This is a genomic window from Sphingobacterium sp. UBA1897 (assembly GCF_002337775.1).
GTDB lineage: Bacteria > Bacteroidota > Bacteroidia > Sphingobacteriales > Sphingobacteriaceae > Sphingobacterium > Sphingobacterium siyangense.
Genome location: NZ_DDGR01000040.1, coordinates 60,440 through 80,065 on the forward strand (window position 1 = coordinate 60,440; position 19,626 = coordinate 80,065).

Annotated in this window: 19 protein-coding genes; 8 read left to right on the forward strand and 11 right to left on the reverse strand. The window is 37.3% G+C overall.

Features of this window, described 5'->3' with window-relative positions:
- Positions 1-47 precede the first annotated feature (47 nt).
- The 3 genes from B4N43_RS24470 to B4N43_RS24480 form a co-directional block, all read right to left on the reverse strand.
- Positions 48-1,727, reverse strand: a complete 1,680-nt coding sequence (locus B4N43_RS24470) for a hypothetical protein (RefSeq protein WP_286736796.1) — start codon at positions 1,725-1,727, stop codon at positions 48-50.
- 1 nt (position 1,728) lies between these two features.
- On the reverse strand, positions 1,729-2,505 hold the full coding sequence (locus B4N43_RS24475) for an ABC transporter ATP-binding protein (RefSeq protein ID WP_075994154.1): 777 nt from the start codon (positions 2,503-2,505) through the stop codon (positions 1,729-1,731).
- Positions 2,506-2,661: 156 nt separating this feature from the next.
- Entirely contained in the window at positions 2,662-3,057 is a 396-nt protein-coding gene (locus B4N43_RS24480; protein WP_286736799.1) for a hypothetical protein, read from the reverse strand.
- 184 nt (positions 3,058-3,241) lie between these two features.
- Here B4N43_RS24480 and B4N43_RS24485 point away from each other — a divergent pair, with 184 nt between their 5' ends.
- On the forward strand, positions 3,242-3,502 hold the full coding sequence (locus B4N43_RS24485) for a hypothetical protein (protein WP_075994153.1): 261 nt from the start codon (positions 3,242-3,244) through the stop codon (positions 3,500-3,502).
- On the opposite strand, the gene B4N43_RS24490 is transcribed toward B4N43_RS24485, so the two are convergent.
- From B4N43_RS24490 to rplM, 6 genes are all read right to left on the reverse strand, one after another.
- Complete coding sequence (locus B4N43_RS24490; protein WP_286736801.1) at positions 3,499-4,320, reverse strand: helix-turn-helix domain-containing protein; 822 nt, start codon at positions 4,318-4,320, stop codon at positions 3,499-3,501. The genes B4N43_RS24485 and B4N43_RS24490 overlap by 4 nt on opposite strands.
- Positions 4,321-4,462: 142 nt before the next feature.
- Positions 4,463-5,326 carry an SDR family oxidoreductase gene (locus B4N43_RS24495; protein ID WP_286737016.1) on the reverse strand — a complete coding sequence of 288 codons (864 nt, stop codon included), beginning with the start codon at positions 5,324-5,326 and terminating at the stop codon, positions 4,463-4,465.
- A 180-nt stretch (positions 5,327-5,506) separates the two neighbouring features.
- Positions 5,507-6,343, reverse strand: a complete 837-nt coding sequence (gene tsf / locus B4N43_RS24500; RefSeq protein WP_075994150.1) for a translation elongation factor Ts — start codon at positions 6,341-6,343, stop codon at positions 5,507-5,509.
- Between the two features lie 195 nt (positions 6,344-6,538).
- Entirely contained in the window at positions 6,539-7,336 is a 798-nt protein-coding gene (gene rpsB / locus B4N43_RS24505) for a 30S ribosomal protein S2 (protein ID WP_075994149.1), read from the reverse strand.
- An 18-nt stretch (positions 7,337-7,354) separates the two neighbouring features.
- On the reverse strand, positions 7,355-7,741 hold the full coding sequence (gene rpsI, locus B4N43_RS24510; protein WP_070563091.1) for a 30S ribosomal protein S9: 387 nt from the start codon (positions 7,739-7,741) through the stop codon (positions 7,355-7,357).
- A gap of 11 nt (positions 7,742-7,752) precedes the next feature.
- Complete coding sequence (gene rplM, locus B4N43_RS24515; RefSeq protein WP_046671993.1) at positions 7,753-8,196, reverse strand: 50S ribosomal protein L13; 444 nt, start codon at positions 8,194-8,196, stop codon at positions 7,753-7,755.
- A 235-nt stretch (positions 8,197-8,431) separates the two neighbouring features.
- Here rplM and B4N43_RS24520 point away from each other — a divergent pair, with 235 nt between their 5' ends.
- The 5 genes from B4N43_RS24520 to B4N43_RS24540 all read left to right on the forward strand — a co-directional run bounded on the left by B4N43_RS24520 (position 8,432) and on the right by B4N43_RS24540 (position 14,301).
- Entirely contained in the window at positions 8,432-10,153 is a 1,722-nt protein-coding gene (locus tag B4N43_RS24520; RefSeq protein ID WP_286736805.1) for a tetratricopeptide repeat protein, read from the forward strand.
- Entirely contained in the window at positions 10,143-10,946 is an 804-nt protein-coding gene (locus B4N43_RS24525; protein WP_201667240.1) for a DUF4292 domain-containing protein, read from the forward strand. The genes B4N43_RS24520 and B4N43_RS24525 overlap by 11 nt, the downstream gene beginning before the upstream one ends.
- A 108-nt stretch (positions 10,947-11,054) precedes the next feature.
- Complete coding sequence (locus B4N43_RS24530) at positions 11,055-12,359, forward strand: murein hydrolase activator EnvC family protein (RefSeq protein ID WP_075994146.1); 1,305 nt, start codon at positions 11,055-11,057, stop codon at positions 12,357-12,359.
- Between the two features lie 93 nt (positions 12,360-12,452).
- Complete coding sequence (gene tatA, locus B4N43_RS24535) at positions 12,453-12,650, forward strand: twin-arginine translocase TatA/TatE family subunit (RefSeq protein WP_088162917.1); 198 nt, start codon at positions 12,453-12,455, stop codon at positions 12,648-12,650.
- 184 nt (positions 12,651-12,834) lie between these two features.
- Positions 12,835-14,301, forward strand: coding sequence for a LysM peptidoglycan-binding domain-containing protein (locus tag B4N43_RS24540; RefSeq protein ID WP_286736809.1), 1,467 nt, complete (start codon positions 12,835-12,837; stop codon positions 14,299-14,301).
- Positions 14,302-14,310: 9 nt separating this feature from the next.
- Here B4N43_RS24540 and B4N43_RS24545 read toward each other — a convergent pair whose 3' ends face one another.
- Entirely contained in the window at positions 14,311-14,823 is a 513-nt protein-coding gene (locus tag B4N43_RS24545; protein WP_070563077.1) for a phosphoribosyltransferase family protein, read from the reverse strand.
- Between the two features lie 105 nt (positions 14,824-14,928).
- The gene (locus B4N43_RS24550) at positions 14,929-15,510 is read right to left on the reverse strand and encodes a C40 family peptidase (protein ID WP_046671999.1); all 582 of its coding nucleotides are present in this window, start codon (positions 15,508-15,510) and stop codon (positions 14,929-14,931) included.
- 536 nt (positions 15,511-16,046) lie between these two features.
- Between B4N43_RS24550 and thrA the strand changes: the two genes are divergently transcribed.
- Both thrA and B4N43_RS24560 read left to right on the forward strand, forming a co-directional pair.
- The gene (thrA, locus tag B4N43_RS24555; protein WP_088162915.1) at positions 16,047-18,494 is read left to right on the forward strand and encodes a bifunctional aspartate kinase/homoserine dehydrogenase I; all 2,448 of its coding nucleotides are present in this window, start codon (positions 16,047-16,049) and stop codon (positions 18,492-18,494) included.
- A gap of 87 nt (positions 18,495-18,581) precedes the next feature.
- Complete coding sequence (locus B4N43_RS24560) at positions 18,582-19,520, forward strand: homoserine kinase (RefSeq protein ID WP_286737018.1); 939 nt, start codon at positions 18,582-18,584, stop codon at positions 19,518-19,520.
- Positions 19,521-19,626 lie beyond the last annotated feature (106 nt).

Genomic DNA, 19,626 nt, shown 5'->3' on the forward strand with positions numbered 1-19,626 from the left:
ATTAGATAAAAAAAGCTCCTTTAATGAAGCTTTTTTTATCTGTTTAATCAATTGTCGTCGTAAGCTAAGCCTTTCCAGTCTTCTCTCTGTAGGTACTTCAGCATAAAAAAGAATACGACCCATGCAAGTCCGGCTAAGATCCAAATTAGAGTTTCATAGTGGAAAATTGTTTTATGTAAGTATCCCAAAATTCCCAATAGACCTAATATCAGTAGATTAGTTATAGCTTTTGAATTGGATTGACTAGCCTTAGAAAACGGATAGTTTTTGACAATAAAAAGCATAATCAGAATACTTTCGATACCGCCGACTGCGGAAGATAATAGCAGATCATTAATAGAACTGAGACCAAATAGCGGTACACAGATAGAAAGAAACAGTATGTTGAACGGTAAAACATATTTAATAAGACATGCTTTGAGAACTCCAGTCATCAGTTGTCCCGGTTTTTGTATCGGCGTCACATGGTAGACCCAGGCCGCTTTATATTTATTACTTTGCGTGATAAGCTGGAAAACGGTTAATATGGTCAATAACGAAAGATAAAACATAATGATATACAAGCCTGAATCCCGAAGTTTCGCGATTTTGCCAGCTATTGGGAGATCATCTCCTGTACGTAGAAATAAAAAGACAAAATAAATAGGTAGATAAGCCAACGAAGGGTATAGCTGTTGCTTAAATTCTCTCGTTTTAGAACTTATCAGCCATACAATGCCAAATCCAGCCTCTTCAACAGGGGATGAGCAAACGCTCGAAGAGATCCTTTTATATAGCGGTAATTTGGAGGGATTATCTCGGGTTAATTGTGAAGTTTCACTAGGGAGGTTGTCGGCACTTGCTAGTGCCGCTATTTTTGCATTAAATCCACGTGAAAACAGCTTAGTACAAGCGTAGATACCAGCAAAGGGAGTTAGTATTCCCAGTGTTGATAAGATGACTAAATGTACATTGTGGTTACCAAAGAGTAATGGTTGGAATGATGCAATCCAGGTACTTGGGAATATCCAAAGAAATCTGAGCTGTTCCATCGTTAAATGAGATTCCACAATAGATTGGATCAAATTTGGGCCAACATAATAGGATAGAAAAAGAACCAGTGAGAGACCGATCTGTATATAAGTAATTACATCTTTAAACTTTTGGATGGGGAGATATTTGATGCTAATCAGATAAAATCCATTGACAAATATCAGCGCGATTAAAGTGCTTAGTATAAGCTGCAGGCATAAAAGAAAGACGGAGACGATATCCCAATTGAATAATACATAAATAAGCACAGGTAAGGTCAACGCAATTACTTGATTAAAAAGCTTGATTGCAATAAAAGTTATTCGGGAAATAGCTAAAGTCTTGTCATTAACTGGTTTAGGCATAATGATATACTGATCCCGGGTATCTAATAATATGGGTGAAAAATCGGATACTAACGTAATGCTTAACATGCTAATGAAACTGAGTAGCATAATCGAAACGGCTAAGTACCTATCTGGAATCGAAAAAATAATTACCATGAATATTAGGCCAAAGATGAGATACAATAAGAATTGTAAAATCGATGACGAAGAAGAGGATTTCCCTGAGCTACGTTTCCTAAAGCTAATCGGCTTTCTGTTCTCTAAGATTACTTTGGTTTCTAAGATGATCTTAAACTGTTCATAATTGATGCCCAAGCCTTTCCAAACCCCACGAAAAAGAAGGATAAATTTTAATATAAATTTTTCCATGTTATTGAATTGCTGTAATGATATTGGAAGCGTCTAATGCACTGTTGCCAGTATTGGTTAATTTAGCAAATATATGCTCCAATGATTCGTTAGGATCTGTTTTTAATTCCTCAATCGTGCCATCCGCAATGATGCTGCCCTGGTTTATCAGTAAAATCCGATCAGACACTTTTTCAACAACGTCCATCATATGTGAACAATAGAAAATTGTTTTCCCTTCCTTTGCAAGTAATGAGATAAGTTCTTTGACAAAGATAACAGCATTGGCATCGAGTCCAGATAATGGTTCATCCAGTACAATGATTTGTGGGTTATGAATAATTCCTGAAATTAAAAGTACTTTTTGACGCATTCCTTTGGAGAAGGTATCCATCCTATTATTTACATTAGATTCAAGGCCAAAAGCTGCTAGCAGTTTTAAGGAACGTTCTTGAATGACATTATCTTCCATTCCATAGAGTTTACCTACAAAATCCAAGTATTCCATGGGAGTCAGGACGTCATATAATTCTGCGTTTTCGGGAACATATCCCAATAGTGCTTTTACTGCAAGTGGATCTTCTTGAATATTGATGCCATTAACTTCTACAGTGCCTGTGAAATCTTCGATTAGTCCTGTTAATATTTTAACGGTAGTGGATTTGCCGGCACCATTCGGGCCAATATAACCGATAACTTGACCTGGGAATATGTCAAGGTTGATTCCTTTCAATATTTCTTTTACTCCGTATGATTTTTTTAGGTCAACAATACGGATGAGAGGTAATATACTTTCCATATGATTATAATCTTCAAAGTAAACTTACATAAAAAATTGGAGTTATAGTTTCCAATTGAAAGTATATATTTAATACTCTTGAGAAGAATGTTTCTATTTTAATCAATAGAAAAGGGACCTTTTGGTCCCTTCAAAACTATGTTATTTTCGGAAAAACTACCTGTCGTTTTTGGGATATCCCTCTTCATCAAGATCATCTCTCAGATCTTCTTCGTTCTCGGCTAATTTCTTGTCCAAAGGGGATAGCCGCTCATGTTTAAAAGTCTCAATTCGCATGTTAGCTTCATCTAGATCTTCTTCTTCGAGCTCATCTTTTGTTGCATATTCATCTCCGACAAATGGATTAGAATTATCGTATGTTGAATCATCATCAATTGAGCCCTCAGCTACAGTATCATAGTCGGCGGGGTGGTCATAATCTGGGTCATTGTCATCGACATCCATTTCATAACTGTCAAGCTCTTCATTGAAAGCAAGGTCCTGATCCATATCGGAATAGTCTTCTTCGACTTTCCCATTTTTATGCTCTTTTTTTGACATAATCTTACTCATGTTATTGCATTTGTAAAACAGTTCTCAAAAAAAAAAGTTTTGAATTTATTCGGCAAAACGATTATTCCAAAAGTATTAAGAGATTATGGGTTCAGAATATCCTTCTGAAATATAAAAACACAAAAAATGGTTAAAGCATTAAAACAATGTAATTATATGTTTGTTCTATCTTAAAATAGGAATTATGATCTTCAAGCGTTTAAATTATCAGACTTTACAGAGTTTACGCCTACAAGGCTACAATATTTTATTGACCATTGGTCGAGCTGAAGACGAGAACCCAATTTATTTCCCGATGAAATTGGATTCTTTTAATTCCAGTACCTCAAATTTTGAAAGTGATGATGCAGCTACCTTTCAAGGAAAAAAGATTCTTATTTTGGATGAGGCCATTCAACGCTCCTTAAATCATGATCTTAATGGTATAATCCAGCTTGACAATTAAGCACTATTTTTAGCTCTTTTATAAGAACTCGGTGTAATGTTTCTTTTCTTCTTATAGAAATTGGTCAGGTGACTTTCATCATTAAATCCTAATTCTTCTACAATTTGTTTCATAGTGTATCTGTTGGATGCTAATCTCTCTTCAACTAGTTTAATACGAATATCATCTATATATACTTTGTAGCTTTTTGAATATCTTTTTTTAAAAAATGCCCCAAAGTAATTTGCTGAAATTTGGAACTGATCTGCGATTGATCTGATTTGTAATTTATCTGGGAAATAAATATTTTGCTGTATGTATTGCTCGATCTCTTGAGACATTTCATATGACTCGTTAATAGGTAGCTCCAGATCCTTCAAAATATTTTCGACTAAAGCGAAGAGGGACATTGTCTGGTGGAATATAAAAATTGATTCTGCTGTATCTTCACGCTCATATTGTTGAATCAGAGATATTACCCGCTCGATTAGTTTTTTATTTTCCTTTTTAAGCGATAGGCTCTTATTTAATAAAGTCTTCGAGTTGAAGATATCAACCGGATTGTGAGAAAGTCTGAAATTTTGTTGTATAAAGTGCAGGTCTTTAAAATAGGAATTTGAGAAATAGAGTACAAATGCGATTGTATCCTTTTTTGTCTCAAGTGTTTCGAAATCTTTATTCAAAAAAAGTAAATTCTCTTTTGAAAATTTTAAGTTATTTCCTTTCGATACGAGTGTGCCTTCGGATATATAAACTAACGCAAAATCAAAACCTGTTTTGTTTAGTTCTAATTTGTGTTTGTGTTTGATTTTTTGAGATTCGAAAGATAAATTCATCATATGTATAGACCCTTTGGAAAATAATCGCTACAAACCTAAGAAAAATGGATTAAAGACTTTACTTTTTCCTCTCTTAAATCTACATGGATTACAGTTATGTATTCACAATAAAATATAAATCATTCGTTGTTTTAAACGGTTATCAAGTGCTTTTTGCATTTCTAGTCATCTTTTCAATAGTATCCCATTGATCTTCAGGAATAATATCTAATCCATTGAACTCTCCAGCCCCCTTAAGCCATTCGCCGCCATCTATCGTGATAACATCTCCGTTGATATAACTCGCATAATCGGATACCAGATAGGCCGCGAGGTTAGCTAATTCCTCCAGTTTACCCAAGCGGCCCAAGGGGATACGTTTGGTAGGTGAGAGAAGTTCTCCTAATTCGCCTGGGAGTAACCGTTCCATGGCGCCCGAAGTTTGGAATGGACCAGGAGCTATAGCGTTGAGCCTTATTCCTTTTTTTCCCCATTCTACAGCTAGAGATCTGGTTAGCGCAAGAACTCCGGCTTTAGCAGTTGCAGAAGGAACAACATATCCCGACCCAGTCCAAGCATAGGTTGTGACGATACTGAGTATAGCTTTATTCTGTTCATTTGCCTCAATCCATCGTTTGCCCAGCGCTAGGGTATAGTTTATACTCCCTTGGAGCACGATACCAATAACAGATTCGAAGGCTCGGTGGCTTAAACGTTCGGTAGGCGAGATAAAATTTCCAGCAGCATTGTTTATGAGGATATCTATCCCCCCAAAATGTTCATATCCATAGGAAACGACGCGTTCGACATCTTCATAATTTCGCACGTCTCCAGCTACTGCAAGACATTTTGCCTGATGTTTTTCCGACAATTCGTTTGCTGTATTTTGTATAACATCATCTTTGCGGCTTGTGATCAGGCAAGAGGCGCCAAGCTCGAGAAAGTAATCTGTCATGGCTTTCCCTAGACCCGTACCACCACCCGTAATCAAAATTCGTTTTCCTTTTAACGCGTTTTCCTTTAACATACCCATATGCTGTCCAGTTTTATGTATCCTTAAGTTACACAAATTTGGGATAAAATAAAAGCCAGGGGGGAGCGGATAAAAATAGTTCAGGAATAAATGGAGGTAGAGATATAAACAAAAGAAGGAGCTATTCATCGAATAGCTCCTTCTTTAAAATTTCCATTCTGAATGGAGGTATGCTTATGCGCCTAATTGTACGCGTTTGAAAGCAGTTACAGTCAATCCTTTAGAAACAGAATCTAAGAATTGAGCGATGTTTTTAGAAGAATCTTTTACGAATTCTTGATTTAACAAAGTTGTATCTTTGAAGAATTTGTTCAATTTACCTTGAGCAATTTTCTCAGCCATTTCAGCTGGTTTTCCTTCAGCGATGATTTGTTCTTTAGCAATGGCAATTTCACGCTCGATTGTGTTTTGATCAACACCATCTTTGTCAATTGCAATTGGGTTCATTGCAGCAATTTGCATTGCTACATCTTTACCAGCTTCTTCAGCGCCAGCTGCATCAGCAGAAAGACCTACTAATACACCTAGACGGTAGTTCCCGTGGATATAAGCAATAACTTTTTCAGCAGTGATAGTTTCGTATTTAGAAACGTCAATTTTCTCACCAATTACACCAGTTTGCTCGATTAAAGAATCAGCGATGTTTTTGCCATCAAGTTCCAAACCTTTTAATTCTTCCAAAGAAGCAGGTTTATTGTTTAATGCAAGATCTGCAATTTTTTCAGCGAAAGCTACGAAGTCTGCGTTTTTAGCTACGAAGTCAGTTTCACAGTTAACTTCAACTACGATACCTGATTTACCATCAGCAGTCGCTTTAGCGATGATAACACCTTCGTTAGAGTCGCGATCTTGACGGCTAGCAGCTACTTTAGCGCCTTTTTTACGCAAGTAATCTACAGCAGCTTCAAAGTCACCATTAGACTCAACTAAAGCTTTTTTACAATCCATCATACCAGCGCCAGTTTGTTGACGCAATTTGTTTACATCTGATGCAGAAATTTGTACTGACATGTTTATTTCTTTTTATTATTATTTACGACTGAAATTTGTACAATATTAACTTAAAACATGTTAAGCTAATATGAAGTTTAACATTCCTTGATAAACGAGTGTTGTTAAACCAAAAAACCGGACAGAGAGGCTAGTTCAAGAAAAGTAAACTTTTCCAGAAACTAACGCTACGCTATCCGGTTTGGAATAAAAATATTATTCTCCGTCTTTCGCTTTGCGAGGACGTTTAGCTTCTGAAGCTTCACCATTATCAGCTTTTGCTTTAGCAGCAGCAGCATCTTTTTCAGCTTCTTCTTCTTTGTCGCGTTTGCGCTCGTCCAAACCTTCTTGGATTGCTTGACCAATGATACCTGCGATTAAGCTAATAGATTTGCTAGCGTCATCATTTGCTGGGATTGGGAAATCAATATTTGAAGGATCAGAGTTCGTATCTACCATTGCAAAAGTAGGGATGTTCAATTTCATTGCTTCAGAAACAGCGATGTGTTCTTTTTTCACATCGATGATGAATAAAGCAGCTGGCAAACGGTTCAAATCAGCGATACCTCCTAAAAGGTTTTCTAATTTGATACGCTCACGTTGAATCATCAACTTCTCTTTTTTAGACAATACATCGTATGTACCATCTTTTTGCATTTTGTCAATGTTAGACATTTTTTTGATAGACTTACGAACTGTAGCGAAGTTTGTAAGCATACCACCTAACCAACGCTCAGTTACAAAAGGCATATTAACCTCTTTTGCTTGTTGTGCGATGATTTCTTTTGCTTGTTTTTTCGTTGCGACGAATAAAACTTTGCGACCTGATTTTACGATTTGTTTGATAGCTGAAGCAGCTTCTTCTAATTTCGTAAGAGTTTTGTTCAAGTCAATGATGTGGATACCGTTACGTTCCATGAAAATGTACTTAGCCATTTTCGGATCCCATTTACGTGTAAGGTGACCAAAGTGCACACCTGCATCCAATAAATCTTGATAAGTAGTTCTTGCCATTTTTTGATCCTCCTTTGATTAACGTTTACTGAATTGGAATCTTCTACGAGCTTTACGACGTCCTGGTTTCTTACGTTCAACCATACGGTCATCACGTGTTACTAAACCTTTAGCGCGTAATGCAGGTTTAACTTCTGGGTTAAGTTCAACCAAAGCTTTTGCGATCGCTAAGCGAACAGCTTCTGCTTGACCTTTAACACCACCTCCGTTAACGTTTACTTTTACATCAAAGTTTGCTAATTCACCAGCTACGTTCAATGATTGTGTAGCGATGTACTGCAAAGGTAATGTTGGGAAATACTCTTTGTAGTCTTTACCGTTTATGATAATGTTTCCGCTACCAGCAGTTAAGTAAATGCGGGCAACAGCAGTTTTTCTTCTTCCTGAAGTGTTAGTTGTTGACATGTCGATCCTCCTTAAAATTTAACTGGTTTTGGATTTTGTGCTTCATGCTTGTGCTCAGTACCAGCATAAACGTAAAGGTTTTTAAATAATTGACGACCTAAACGGTTTTTAGGAAGCATACCACGAACAGCTTTTTCAATGATGCGTTCAGGGAATTTAGCCATTAACTCTTTTGGAGAAACAAAGCGTTGACCACCTGGATATCCAGTGTAGCGAACGTAAACTTTGTCGCCTAATTTGTTTCCTGTCAATTTGATTTTGTCCGCATTGATAACGATCACGTTATCTCCGCAGTCTACGTGAGGGGTGAATGTAGGCTTGTGCTTACCACGAATTACTTTCGCGATGTTGCTCGCCAAGCGCCCCAAAATCTCTCCTTCAGCGTCAACAACGATCCACTCTTTGTTAACGGTGTTCTTGTTGGCAGAGACAGTTTTGTAACTTAACGTATTCACTTGCTTTTGTTTAAATAATTTATTAAAATATTTTTCCTTCCCTTATCTCAAGGGTCTGCAAAGGTACATCTATTATTCTATATTTTAAAATCTATTTTGCTTATTTTGTTGAAAACGAGTTGAATTTCAAACGAGCCACACTAATCTCAATATTTTTACAACTTCCTCGAATGAATATTGTTACATTAGTTAGTATATTGCAGGAAGAATTTTTAAATTATTATAGCGGAAGTAGATGAGATTGAATTTTTTAGATAAACGATTTTTTTTAAGTTTTATTGGTTTATTCCTAGTAGCACTGGGCTCATTAAAGGCACAATCTTCGGATAAAAAGCCTAAACCTTACGATGCACGATTCAAAAACGTACAGGAAATATTGAAGCAAGGCAAAATTGGTCCGGGCATGGATTCTTTGGACGCCATACTCGCGGATTACCCGCAAGCTGATGATATCTATTTTACAAAGGCAATCCTTCTTGCACAGATGAGAAATCAAGGTGGAGCAATCGAAGCTATAAAAGAAGCGTTGAATATTCAGCCTAAGCCTGAATATCTAAGTTTTGCTGTAGATGCGTTTAAAAGTAAAAACGACGCGGATAGTGCGTTAATCTATCTCGATAAGTTGATAGATCAAGATGACAATAATACAGCCTCACTAAAACGGGAGCGTATCATGCTCCTTTTCAATGGCGGATACAAGGATGTGGCTCTGGAGTATTTCTATAAAACCAAAGAGATCGAAGTCGCTTCTGATACCTTGGACATGGTTGGTAGTGTCTTGTTAAATGATGCTGGTAATTATAAAGCGGTCATTGATCTTTTGAAACCCTGGGCAGACAAAGGAACTTCGCTGGCTCAAGTATATGGTCAATTAGCGCAAGCTTATAATCTTTCCAAAAACTCGAAGCTTGCATTGGACTATATTAATAAAGGAATTCAGACAACAAAAGAGGATTTTCTTTATTTCGATTTGGCTGATCTCTATCGATTTGATAAAAAGGTGAAATTATCTTTCGATGCACTTAAACAAGGATTTCAATCTAAGAAAGTTGACTTTGCAGATAAGAATCGGATTATAATGACCTTGTTAAATCCGAAAGGCCCCTATTCAAAAGACCAACTTTTGGAACTGGTCAATATCTTGGTTGAAGTTCATCCACGTATTGCCGAAAGCCATATGGCAAAGGGACAAGTGTTATGGTTGAGAGATGATAAGTCAGCTGCTCAAAGTTCGCTAGCAGTTGCAGTTAGTATGAACCCCTATCAAATTGATGCTTGGCGGATGCTGATGAGTTTGGATATGGACAAAGGCGAATTTGATCAAGCCATTGCACATGGTGGGGAGGCGCTACACTATGTGGCCAATAATGCAACCATACTCTATTTTACAAGCATGGCCTATTTGATGAAAAAAGACATGGAAAATAGCCGGAAGTTTATGGAAGCCGCACTTAATAATGCACAGGATGAATCACCTTTTCTACAGGCAAATATTTATGGCGGATTAGGTGATATTTATAATTCACTTAAGATGTATAAAGCCTCTGATGCGGCTTATATCGAAGCTATTCGATTGGATAGTACAAATGTGACGGCCATGAACAATTTAGCATACTATTTGTCGTTAAGAAAAGAACGACTTGATGATGCTACAAAGTATGCAGCAATGGCGACGAAATTGCAGCCCAATAATGGAACTTTTGAAGATACCTATGCTTGGGTACTTTTCGCAAATGGAAAATATGATGATGCGCTGGTGTGGATTCAAAAAGCGTTAAAAAACACAAATCCGCAAACGTCAGTATTGCTGGAACATTACGGCGACATTCTTATTAAGTTAGGGAAAACAACAGATGCCGTTAAGCAATGGAACCTGGCTTTAGAAAAGGGAGCGGATACAGAGGAGAGTAAGCTGAAATTGAAAAAGAAGATTGAGACTAAAAGCTATGTGGAATAAAATTGTTTGGGTTAGTGTTGTTGTGCTGCTGCTTTCTTCTTGTAGTTCTAAGAAGAAGCTACTAAAAGGTGCTGATCTGAAAACTGAAAATGAGTTGACCATAAAAGATAATACAAGGGAAGCAAAGAAAAATAGCTTACGTAATCTTTTTTTGACTAATTTGAATTATTCTACTTTTTCTGGAAAAGCGAAAATGCGTCTCGATCTTGGGAAGGATAATTATGATGTCACTTCCACTATTAGAATAGAGAAAGATAAAAGGATCTGGATTTCTATTTCTGCCACACTGGGTATAGAGGTTGCCCGGGTATTGATAACTCCAGACAGTGTACAAATCTTAAATAAATTTCAGAGCGAATATATGGTTAAGCCATTTGACTATCTATATCGTTTTGCCAGCCCGGATTTAACTTTCGGGAACCTACAAGATTTGTTGCTTGCAAATCTTTCGGTGAATCTATTGTCCGATATTGATCAGGTTAATTTTAAGCAGGATTCGATGTCTGTCCAGTTAGATGGCAAACTGAATGAACTAGATTTTTTATATAAATTAAATAATAATAATAGGCCTTATCAATTTAGATTAGCACAACTTTCAAAGAAACAGTTGTTGGAAGCCAATTACGGCGAATATGCCATGGCTTCTGGGCAGGAATTTCCGATGCTTTTAAAAATGATCATTTCTGATGGTCGTCAAGAGATCAAAACAGAGATAAATTTTAACAAAGTGACTTTTAATGAACCGGTCGAAATGCCTTTTTCAGTATCGTCACGTTATAAAGTAATCCGATGAGAAGCTGTCTATTTCCTTTAGATTTATTACTTTCGCAATTAGTTTGCTAAAGTATGACGTGAATTGATAGGATAGAAAGATGGCAAACACAAAAAAATAGTACTGTAAATGAACTTTAAAAAGACAATACTTGGTATAGCTGCTTTCCTATTCATGATTGGGATTTCATCGGCGCAGACTAGGGCTGAACTTGAAAAACAGCGTGAGAAACTCAACCGCGAAATTGCTGAATTACAAAATACGGTCAAAGAGATTGCAAAGGAAAAATCACTGACCCAACAACAAGTGACAGCATTGAGTAAGCAGATTAATTTGCGCGAGCAGAAGATAAATACCATTACTTCGGAAGTAGCTGTAATTAACAAACATATCAATGCCAATACTGCTGCCGTAAATAAGTTGAAGGCTGAATTGGAGAAGATGAAACGTGACTATGAAAAGATGGTGATGTTTGCGTTCAGAAACCGAAATGCCTATAATAAATTGATGTTTATTTTTGCATCAAAGGATTTTAATCAGGGGTTTCGACGGGTTAAGTACTTACAACAGTTTAATGATTCTAGAAAGCTGAAAGCTGCTGATATCGAAAATACCAAGAAACAGATTGAACAAAAAATCGCTCAATTGCAGGCGGACCGAAACAAACAGGTTGCCTTGATGAAAGAGCAGGAAAATGAGAAAAGAACAATATCTCAACAGCGATCTGTTTATTCTGGACAATTGAGTGAGTTGATTGTTACAGAACGCGGTGTGAAGAAAGATATTACCCAAAAGCAAAAAGAGGAGCGTCGTATTAATGCGGCCATTAAGGAGATTATTAGAAGAGAAATTGAGGCTGAACGTCGACGGGCTGAGGCGGCACGTCGTGCGGCAGAAGCGGCTGCTGAGCGTAACCGCAAAGCGAATGAGTCTACTTCAACTACAAAAGGTAAGAACAATACAAAAACGAATACTTCGAAAATGTCGGAATCAGAGGTGCTTCGTAGTACACCAGAGGCAGTTAAGCTTTCAAATGACTTCAGATCTAATCGCGGTAGTTTGCCTTGGCCTGTTTCTAATGCGAAGATTATGCAAGATTTTGGAGGGGAAAGTGTCGGAAGAAATGTCAATGTGGAACATATATCCGTGAAGATACAAACTTCTAGTGGTGCGGCTGTGAAAGCTGTTTTCGCAGGAGAGGTGAGTAGTATTTTAACAATGTATGGTCAACGTATCATAATGATTAAACATGGTGAGTATTATACTGTTTACAATAATATGGGAAGTGTAAATGTTTCTAAGGGGCAAAAAGTAAGTACGGGCCAAACTATAGGAACGGCTGATGTGGACTCCGATACAGGTGTGCCAATGGTTGACTTCTCTGTTTATCAAGGGTCAACACCGCTGAATCCGATGTCATGGTTGGCGAGATAAGAAATAATTACTATATTTAATAATTATCATTACATTTGTAGAGAGAGAGAAAAGTTTTAGTTTAAAAGAATTGAAAAACAAGAAATTATAGTTATGTCAACATCATTATTAATCATGGGAATCGGGGGGCAAGAGTTAATTGTCATTGTAGTAATATTGTTACTATTATTTGGTGGCAAGAAGATTCCTGAATTGATGCGCGGATTGGGTAAAGGGGTTAAAGAATTTAAAGAAGGCCAAAAGGATGAGTCTTCACCTGAAAAAAAATCTGAAATAGAAGATAACAAATAAGGGAGGTTTTGATCCCATATAGCATGGATACGATTTTGTGAGGAACAAAATCGTATTTTGTTTTATACTCGACCTACAGCTAAATAGGGCGAAAACCATTTTTATACTAAAATCCATTTCTAAACGTTTAGATTATTGTTGATTTTTCAGCAGATGAATCAAACTCGGATTTAACAGTAAATTTATGATCGGAAAACAGACGTTAATTTCAATACTAGGAGGGGTATGCTATGTACTACCACTCATGGCCCAAGAAAGCGCTGTAGAAGGCATGAAAGAAGCCGCCCATACCTTCTTTCAAAAAAGTATCGAAAAAGAAAAACAAGAGATTTACCAATACCTTGACAGTATAAAATCTTCCGGAAATAACGGGAAGCATGATGCTGAAATTACAGATGAAGATATACAGCTCGTGCGGAAACTGAAAGCAATAGAACGTGAGGTTCCATTGGACTACTCACCGCGAGTGAAAGATCTGGTTGCTAAATATACGTCGGATAATTATAACCCTTATATGTGTAGGATGATGGGACTAGGGCAATACTATTTCCCATTGTTTGATAAAATCATGGATGAAGTTGGAGTGCCACGGGAACTCAAATATCTAAGTGTAGTCGAATCATCATTAAATCCACGCGATATCTCCAGTGCTGGAGCAACAGGCTTATGGCAATTGATGTATTATGAAGCCAAAACTTATCATCTTACAGTGGACAGTTATACCGACCAACGTATGGATCCGATTGCTTCTAGTTATGCTATCGCAAAAATCTTAAAAGAAGCTTACGATGAATATGGCGATTGGCTATTAGCGATAGCATCCTATAATGGCGGTAAAGGAGCAGTTAGCCGTGCGATCCAACGTTCCGGAAAAGAGCATGCTACTTTTTGGGATATCGCACCATATCTAACACAACAGACCCAAAACTATATCCCTAAGTTCATCGCAATGACATATGCGATGAAATACGCGGACGAAAATGATATCAATGCTGCGGATACTGAACTTTCACTAAGAACTCAAGCATTAGATATCAATAAACGGATTTCATTGAACCAAATAGCGGATGCTTTACATGTGTCAAAAGAGACATTACGTGCATTGAATCCTAGTTTTAAAAGAAATGTATTAAATGGTACTGAAGAGTCTCCATTGCGATTGGTGTTACCTGTCTTGGATAAAAAGATTGCCTCAGAAGAATTGTATGCAGCTCTCAACACACCAATATCTTCCGCAACTCTTAGTCAGACGGAAAATTTGAGTGAACCTCTACAAAATGGCAAATATAAAGTGAAAGTTGGTGAGACATTCGCTTCCATTGCTGACAAGTTTGAAGTAACAGTACAGGATATAAAATCTTGGAATAACCTGCGCGGAAATCAAATTGTCCCTGGACAAAACTTGCTGATAAAAAAGGAGGATGATTTCGTTAACGCGAAGTTAGCTCGTAACACAGAAAGATCTTCAAAGAAGAGTCAACAGCATGCCGCTAGTACTACACGTACAGCTTACTATGTCGTGAAGAAGGGCGATACTTTATCTGAGATCGCAGATAAAAATGGGACATCAGTCGGTCGACTTAAAAGTGAAAATGATTTAAATGGAAGCCGGATAAAACCGGGGATGAAATTGAAAGTCTCAAAGAAATAACAGCATGGTTTAAATTAACCATGCTGCATCTTCTTCTTTATCAAATTCTTCAAGAGTAACGGTAACATGTTCTCTTAATATCGTTGAAAGCTTCGTGCCATAGTAGTCACTAAATATAGGGAACTTATGGTGGCTTCTATCAATTAATACAGCCGTTCTCATTTTCTTCAGTGGAACGTTCAAAAATACACCCAGTCCATAAGCTAAGGCTCTGCCACTATTCAACACATCATCAACCAAGATGATGGTCTTATCTTTTGCAATATCAACAGGTATGTCTGTGCTTGCACTCAGCGATCTACTTGTTTTCTTCATGGTAACTTTAATCAGTAGGATTTCCTTCGTTGAAATCTCCTGTAAAATTGCTTGAAGGCGTTGCGCAAATACATACCCCCTGTCGGCAATTCCTACTAATACAAGTGTTTCATCTTCAAAATTGTCTTCCAAAATTTGATAGGCAATCCGAATAGATTTTTGTTTGATTTGTTCTTTATTTAAGATGAGCGTTTTCTTTGAAGACATAATAGTATTCCAATGATTATAGGGTAAAAATAGGATATTATATTGTATAAAAAAAGTCCAAAACGAGTTAAACGCTTTGGACTTTCCTAGATCGAACCGATCTTATTAATTCAATTTATTATCTTTTTCTGCTTTTAATATTTCTGCCGTAAGCGATCTATTATCTTCTGGTAAGCGACCGCCATTGTAATAATAACGTCTCCAGTATGGTTCATCTAAATTGCTGATCATAACTCCTTTGCTAGATGAGGCATGTGCAAATTTATTGTCGCCAATATAAACACCGACATGGGTGATACTTTTACTTCTAATTTTGAAGAATACCAAATCACCTGCTTTTAGCTCATTTTTTTCGACAGTTTTGACTTGAGAATATTGATTTCTGCTATTATATCCTAACGAAGTATTAAATACTTTGTCGTATAATTCATAAGAAAATTTAGAACAATCAATGCCTCTTTTTGAATCTCCTCCTAGACGGTATGGAGTACCCAACCATTCGTAAACAAATTGATAAAGTTTGGTATTTGTTGTTGCTGAGACTGCAACTCCCATAATTTGTGAAAAGTATTCTTTCGCTAGGTTATCAGGATCTGATTCTGGTTTGGAGTTTCTGTTGGTTTGTGCCTGCGACACTAGACATAAGCCGATAAATAGCATTGACGCTATAAATTTCTTTGTTTTCATTAAATCGCTTTTTTGTACAACATTTAACTTTTAAAAATTCAACACTGTCATCTATTTTGGACAGCACTGTTGCGAATATAATACAATATCAGTTTAAGGTCAAATTTATTTTAAGGTATTTAACGAAATTTTAACAATTTTAACATCTTTATCGGACCCACCTGGACTTATTGAAAATTAATGGTTCTGTCAATCGTCGGCTACATAAAGTAGATTGTTTGCTACACTTAAAAAAAATGTCTATCTGATAGAATACCACTCTATTTGGGTTCCCATTGTGAATCTTAAAAAAAATATTAATTTTCTTTGGTAAAGTGATAATATTTGTTCTATATTTACAAAACATAAGCAATAGCAATGAACACAAATACAATTATTACATCGATTATTATTACCACCGGGATAAAACTCAGGAGGAAGTAGTTTCGTTGTATATAATTGTAGACACAATATTTAGAAGCGCTTTCCTCGACAAAGGAAAGCGCTTCTTTTTTTAGCACAAAAATCATCAATCTAAACAAACAGTATAAAACAGTATGAAAGTTTTAAAATTTGGAGGCACATCGGTCGGTACGGTAGAAAGTCTAAAGGCGGTCTTAAGTATTGTAAAAAAATCTTATGATGCAAAGGAAAAGCCATTGGTTGTGTTATCAGCTATGTCTGGTGTAACGAACTTGCTTACCCAGTTGGCTGAGGACGCTGCAGAAGGAAAGTCCTTTTCAGATGGCCTAAAGTCCCTGGAAGATAAGCATTTTACGGTTGTTAAAGAGCTTCTGGCTGTGAAATATCAAAATCCTGTATTTACAAAGCTAAAGTTGTTTTTTAATGAGATAGAAGATCTCCTCCAAGGAATTTTTGCGCTAAAGGAGCTGAGCAATCAAAGTAAAGATTTGATCCTTAGTTACGGTGAGCGTTGCTCAAATTATATGGTATCTAAGGTGATGGAACAATATATTCCTGAATCTCTATTTGTAGATGCATCCCATTATGTGAAAACAGATTCAAATTTCGGTAATGCTCATTTAAATGAAATGCTAACCGAGCAATTGGTCAAATCCTTGTACATAACGCATCGTGATAAGCTGCTGTTTGTTACAGGTTTTATCGGAAGTAATGAAAATGGGCGTATTACCACCTTGGGAAGAGGTGGATCAGATTATACTGCAGCGATCTTCGGGTCAATACTGGACGCAACAGCCATTGAAATTTGGACAGATGTGAATGGGATGTTAACCGCCGACCCACGTATTGTGAAGAAAGCTTTTTCTCTGCCTGTATTATCATATACAGAGGCAATGGAATTATCTTACTTCGGTGCTAAGGTGATTTATCCTCCTACGATGATTCCGGCTTTTTTAAAGAAAATACCGATTGTTATTCGAAATACTTTTGAACCTGATTTCTCAGGGACTGTGATTCAGTTTGATAGTGGAAAAACCGCTCTGCCAATCAAGGGAATTTCTTCGATCTCCGATATTTCTGTCATCAATCTGAGTGGATCAGGGATGATCGGTAAGTCGGGCTTTAGCGGACGGCTTTTTACGCTATTGGCTAGAGAGCAGATCAATGTTGTGCTAATCACTCAGTCTTCTTCCGAACATAGCATCACATTTGCTGTCAATCCTTCAGATGCCAAACGCGCTATACAATTGATCGAAGTGGAGTTTGAACTTGAAATCCAGGCGAATAAACTGGTCGTTCCTGCGATTGAAGAAAACCTGTCTGTATTAGCCATCGTTGGTGAAAATATGAAAAAAACTCCCGGTATGTCCGGTCGGTTATTTGCAGCGCTAGGACGCAACGGTATTAACGTCCGGGCTATCGCGCAGGGCTCATCTGAATACAATATATCTGTAATTATTGGTAAGGAAGATTTAGCAAAGGCACTTAATGCGGTACATGACGCGTTTTTCGCAGAGCTGAAGAAAACTTTGCATGTATTTAATATCGGTACCGGTAACATTGGTGCAACTTTATTTAAACAATTGGAAAATCAGCATGAATTCCTTTTGGATAAAAATGATATTGAAATTAAGGTTGTTGGAATTTCCAATAGCCGTAAAATGCTTTTTAATACCGAAGGTGTTGATTTAAATAATTGGTCCGATGAACTTGCTAAAAATGGAACGGAATCAGACCTTGCATTGTTTATTGATCGAATGAAGGCACTGAATTTACCGAACTGTGTATTTATCGATAATACTGCAAGCAAATTACCGGCGACCTACTACGAAGATATCTTTAAATCCAATATTTCGATCGTCACTTGCAATAAAATTGCGAATTCAGGTAAATACGAGCAATATAAAACACTCCGTGATACTGCTCATCGACACGGTGTAGATTTCTTTTATGAAACAAATGTAGGTGCTGGATTGCCTATCGTTAGGGTGCTTAAAGACTTGATGTTGAGTGGTGACCGTATCGTGAAGATAGAGGCTATTCTTTCAGGGACAATCTCGTATATTTTTAACAATTTTAAAGCAGATGCTTCTTTTTATGATGTCGTCAAACAGGCTCAGGAGCTTGGATATACCGAGCCAGATCCAAGAGATGATTTAGGCGGTATAGATTTTATGCGTAAAATGCTCATCTTGGCTAGAGATGCCGGGTATGCTGTTGAGGCCGAAGACGTAGACCTCGGCGCAATATTACCTCCAGCATGTTTGAAAGCAGATACTGTAGATTCTTTTTATACAGAATTGCAGCAAGAAAATGAATATTTCGAAGCAATGAAGAAGAAAGCTGCTAATGAAAATAAAGTAATCCGTTATATTGGGAAATTGGAAAATGGAAAAGTATCCATTGCGATTCAGTTTGTTGATGAAAACCATCCTTTTTATGCTTTATCAGGCAGCGATAACATTATATCGTTTACAACAGAGCGCTATAAAGAACGTCCCCTCGTAGTAAAAGGTCCTGGTGCGGGGGCTGAGGTGACAGCTGCCGGTGTATTTGCAGATTTGGTAAATGTTGGAGCATAAAAACTATTCAAGGAAAATAAAAATTACGTGATGGCCAATAATTTAAATGTGGAATATCTCAAGGATAAGGTGATAAATTTAGACAGCATGCTGTCGGAAGTTCGTGTTTTTGCGCCTGCAACTGTCGCAAATATGATCTGTGGTTTTGATATATTGGGTTTTGCTGTCGAGGAACCCGGTGATGAGGTGGTTATGCGGCGCACGCAACAACCTGGAGTAACGATTCGGGAAATAACTGGCGACGATGGAAGACTACCGCTCGATCCCGGTAAGAATACCGTATCCGCCTGTGTTCAATATCTATTACAAGCCTTGAATATCTCTTCAAAGGTAGGCGTCGAAATTGAATTGCATAAACATATGCCAATTGGATCGGGACTTGGCTCCAGTGCAGCAAGTACCGTGGCTGGGCTTTTTGCCATCAATACCATGCTTGGAAACCCTTTGTCAAAAGAAGAATTACTGCCATTTTGTGTTGAAGGTGAGCGTTTGGCTTGCGGTACGGGCCATGCCGATAATGTTGCCCCGGCGCTTTATGGAGGCATAACATTAATTCGGGGAAATGAACCTTTGGATGTTATTTCCATCCCTTCACCAAAAGAGCTTGTAGCAGCGGTCGTTTTTCCACAGGTCGATGTTCCCACACGTGACGCAAGACAACTTATAAAAGATAAAGTGCTGTTAAAAGACGCCGTGACACAATGGGGTAATATCGCGGGATTGGTTGCCGCGTTGTTCAAGGAAGATTATGATCTTATTGCGCGAAGCATGAAAGATATTCTTATTGAACCAACCCGTGCAATTTTAATTCCTCAGTTTTATGAAATGAAAGAAATTGCCTTGAAAAATGGTGCCTTGAGTTTTGGTATTTCTGGCTCAGGACCTTCCGTCGTTGCAATAACACGGGATGAAAAAATAGCAAAGGAGATTGCCGACAAAATACAAACTCATCTCAAAGAAAATGAAATTGATAGTTTTGGCTATGTTTCCCGTGTCAATGTGGAAGGACCCAGGATATTAGATTAAAAATTATTTAAGGACAGAAACGAGGTTTATAAAATCTTAGGTTAATTGATCATTGCCTCAGAAAAGATAATAAAATGAAATATCCACATTCTAAAGTCAACACGAA

Bases quoted from the DNA above. Each gene is read 5' to 3' on its own strand.
- B4N43_RS24470 (WP_286736796.1), bottom strand. From the start codon at position 1,727: ATGGAAAAATTTATATTAAAATTTATCCTTCTTTTTCGTGGGGTTTGG.
- B4N43_RS24475 (WP_075994154.1), bottom strand. From the start codon at position 2,505: ATGGAAAGTATATTACCTCTCATCCGTATTGTTGACCTAAAAAAATCA.
- B4N43_RS24480 (WP_286736799.1), bottom strand. From the start codon at position 3,057: ATGAGTAAGATTATGTCAAAAAAAGAGCATAAAAATGGGAAAGTCGAA.
- B4N43_RS24485 (WP_075994153.1), top strand. From the start codon at position 3,242: ATGATCTTCAAGCGTTTAAATTATCAGACTTTACAGAGTTTACGCCTA.
- B4N43_RS24490 (WP_286736801.1), bottom strand. From the start codon at position 4,320: ATGATGAATTTATCTTTCGAATCTCAAAAAATCAAACACAAACACAAA.
- B4N43_RS24495 (WP_286737016.1), bottom strand. From the start codon at position 5,326: ATGTTAAAGGAAAACGCGTTAAAAGGAAAACGAATTTTGATTACGGGT.
- tsf (WP_075994150.1), bottom strand. From the start codon at position 6,343: ATGTCAGTACAAATTTCTGCATCAGATGTAAACAAATTGCGTCAACAA.
- rpsB (WP_075994149.1), bottom strand. From the start codon at position 7,336: ATGGCAAGAACTACTTATCAAGATTTATTGGATGCAGGTGTGCACTTT.
- rpsI (WP_070563091.1), bottom strand. From the start codon at position 7,741: ATGTCAACAACTAACACTTCAGGAAGAAGAAAAACTGCTGTTGCCCGC.
- B4N43_RS24520 (WP_286736805.1), top strand. From the start codon at position 8,432: ATGAGATTGAATTTTTTAGATAAACGATTTTTTTTAAGTTTTATTGGT.
- B4N43_RS24525 (WP_201667240.1), top strand. From the start codon at position 10,143: ATGTGGAATAAAATTGTTTGGGTTAGTGTTGTTGTGCTGCTGCTTTCT.
- B4N43_RS24530 (WP_075994146.1), top strand. From the start codon at position 11,055: ATGAACTTTAAAAAGACAATACTTGGTATAGCTGCTTTCCTATTCATG.
- tatA (WP_088162917.1), top strand. From the start codon at position 12,453: ATGTCAACATCATTATTAATCATGGGAATCGGGGGGCAAGAGTTAATT.
- B4N43_RS24540 (WP_286736809.1), top strand. From the start codon at position 12,835: ATGATCGGAAAACAGACGTTAATTTCAATACTAGGAGGGGTATGCTAT.
- B4N43_RS24545 (WP_070563077.1), bottom strand. From the start codon at position 14,823: ATGTCTTCAAAGAAAACGCTCATCTTAAATAAAGAACAAATCAAACAA.
- B4N43_RS24550 (WP_046671999.1), bottom strand. From the start codon at position 15,510: ATGAAAACAAAGAAATTTATAGCGTCAATGCTATTTATCGGCTTATGT.
- thrA (WP_088162915.1), top strand. From the start codon at position 16,047: ATGAAAGTTTTAAAATTTGGAGGCACATCGGTCGGTACGGTAGAAAGT.
- B4N43_RS24560 (WP_286737018.1), top strand. From the start codon at position 18,582: ATGCTGTCGGAAGTTCGTGTTTTTGCGCCTGCAACTGTCGCAAATATG.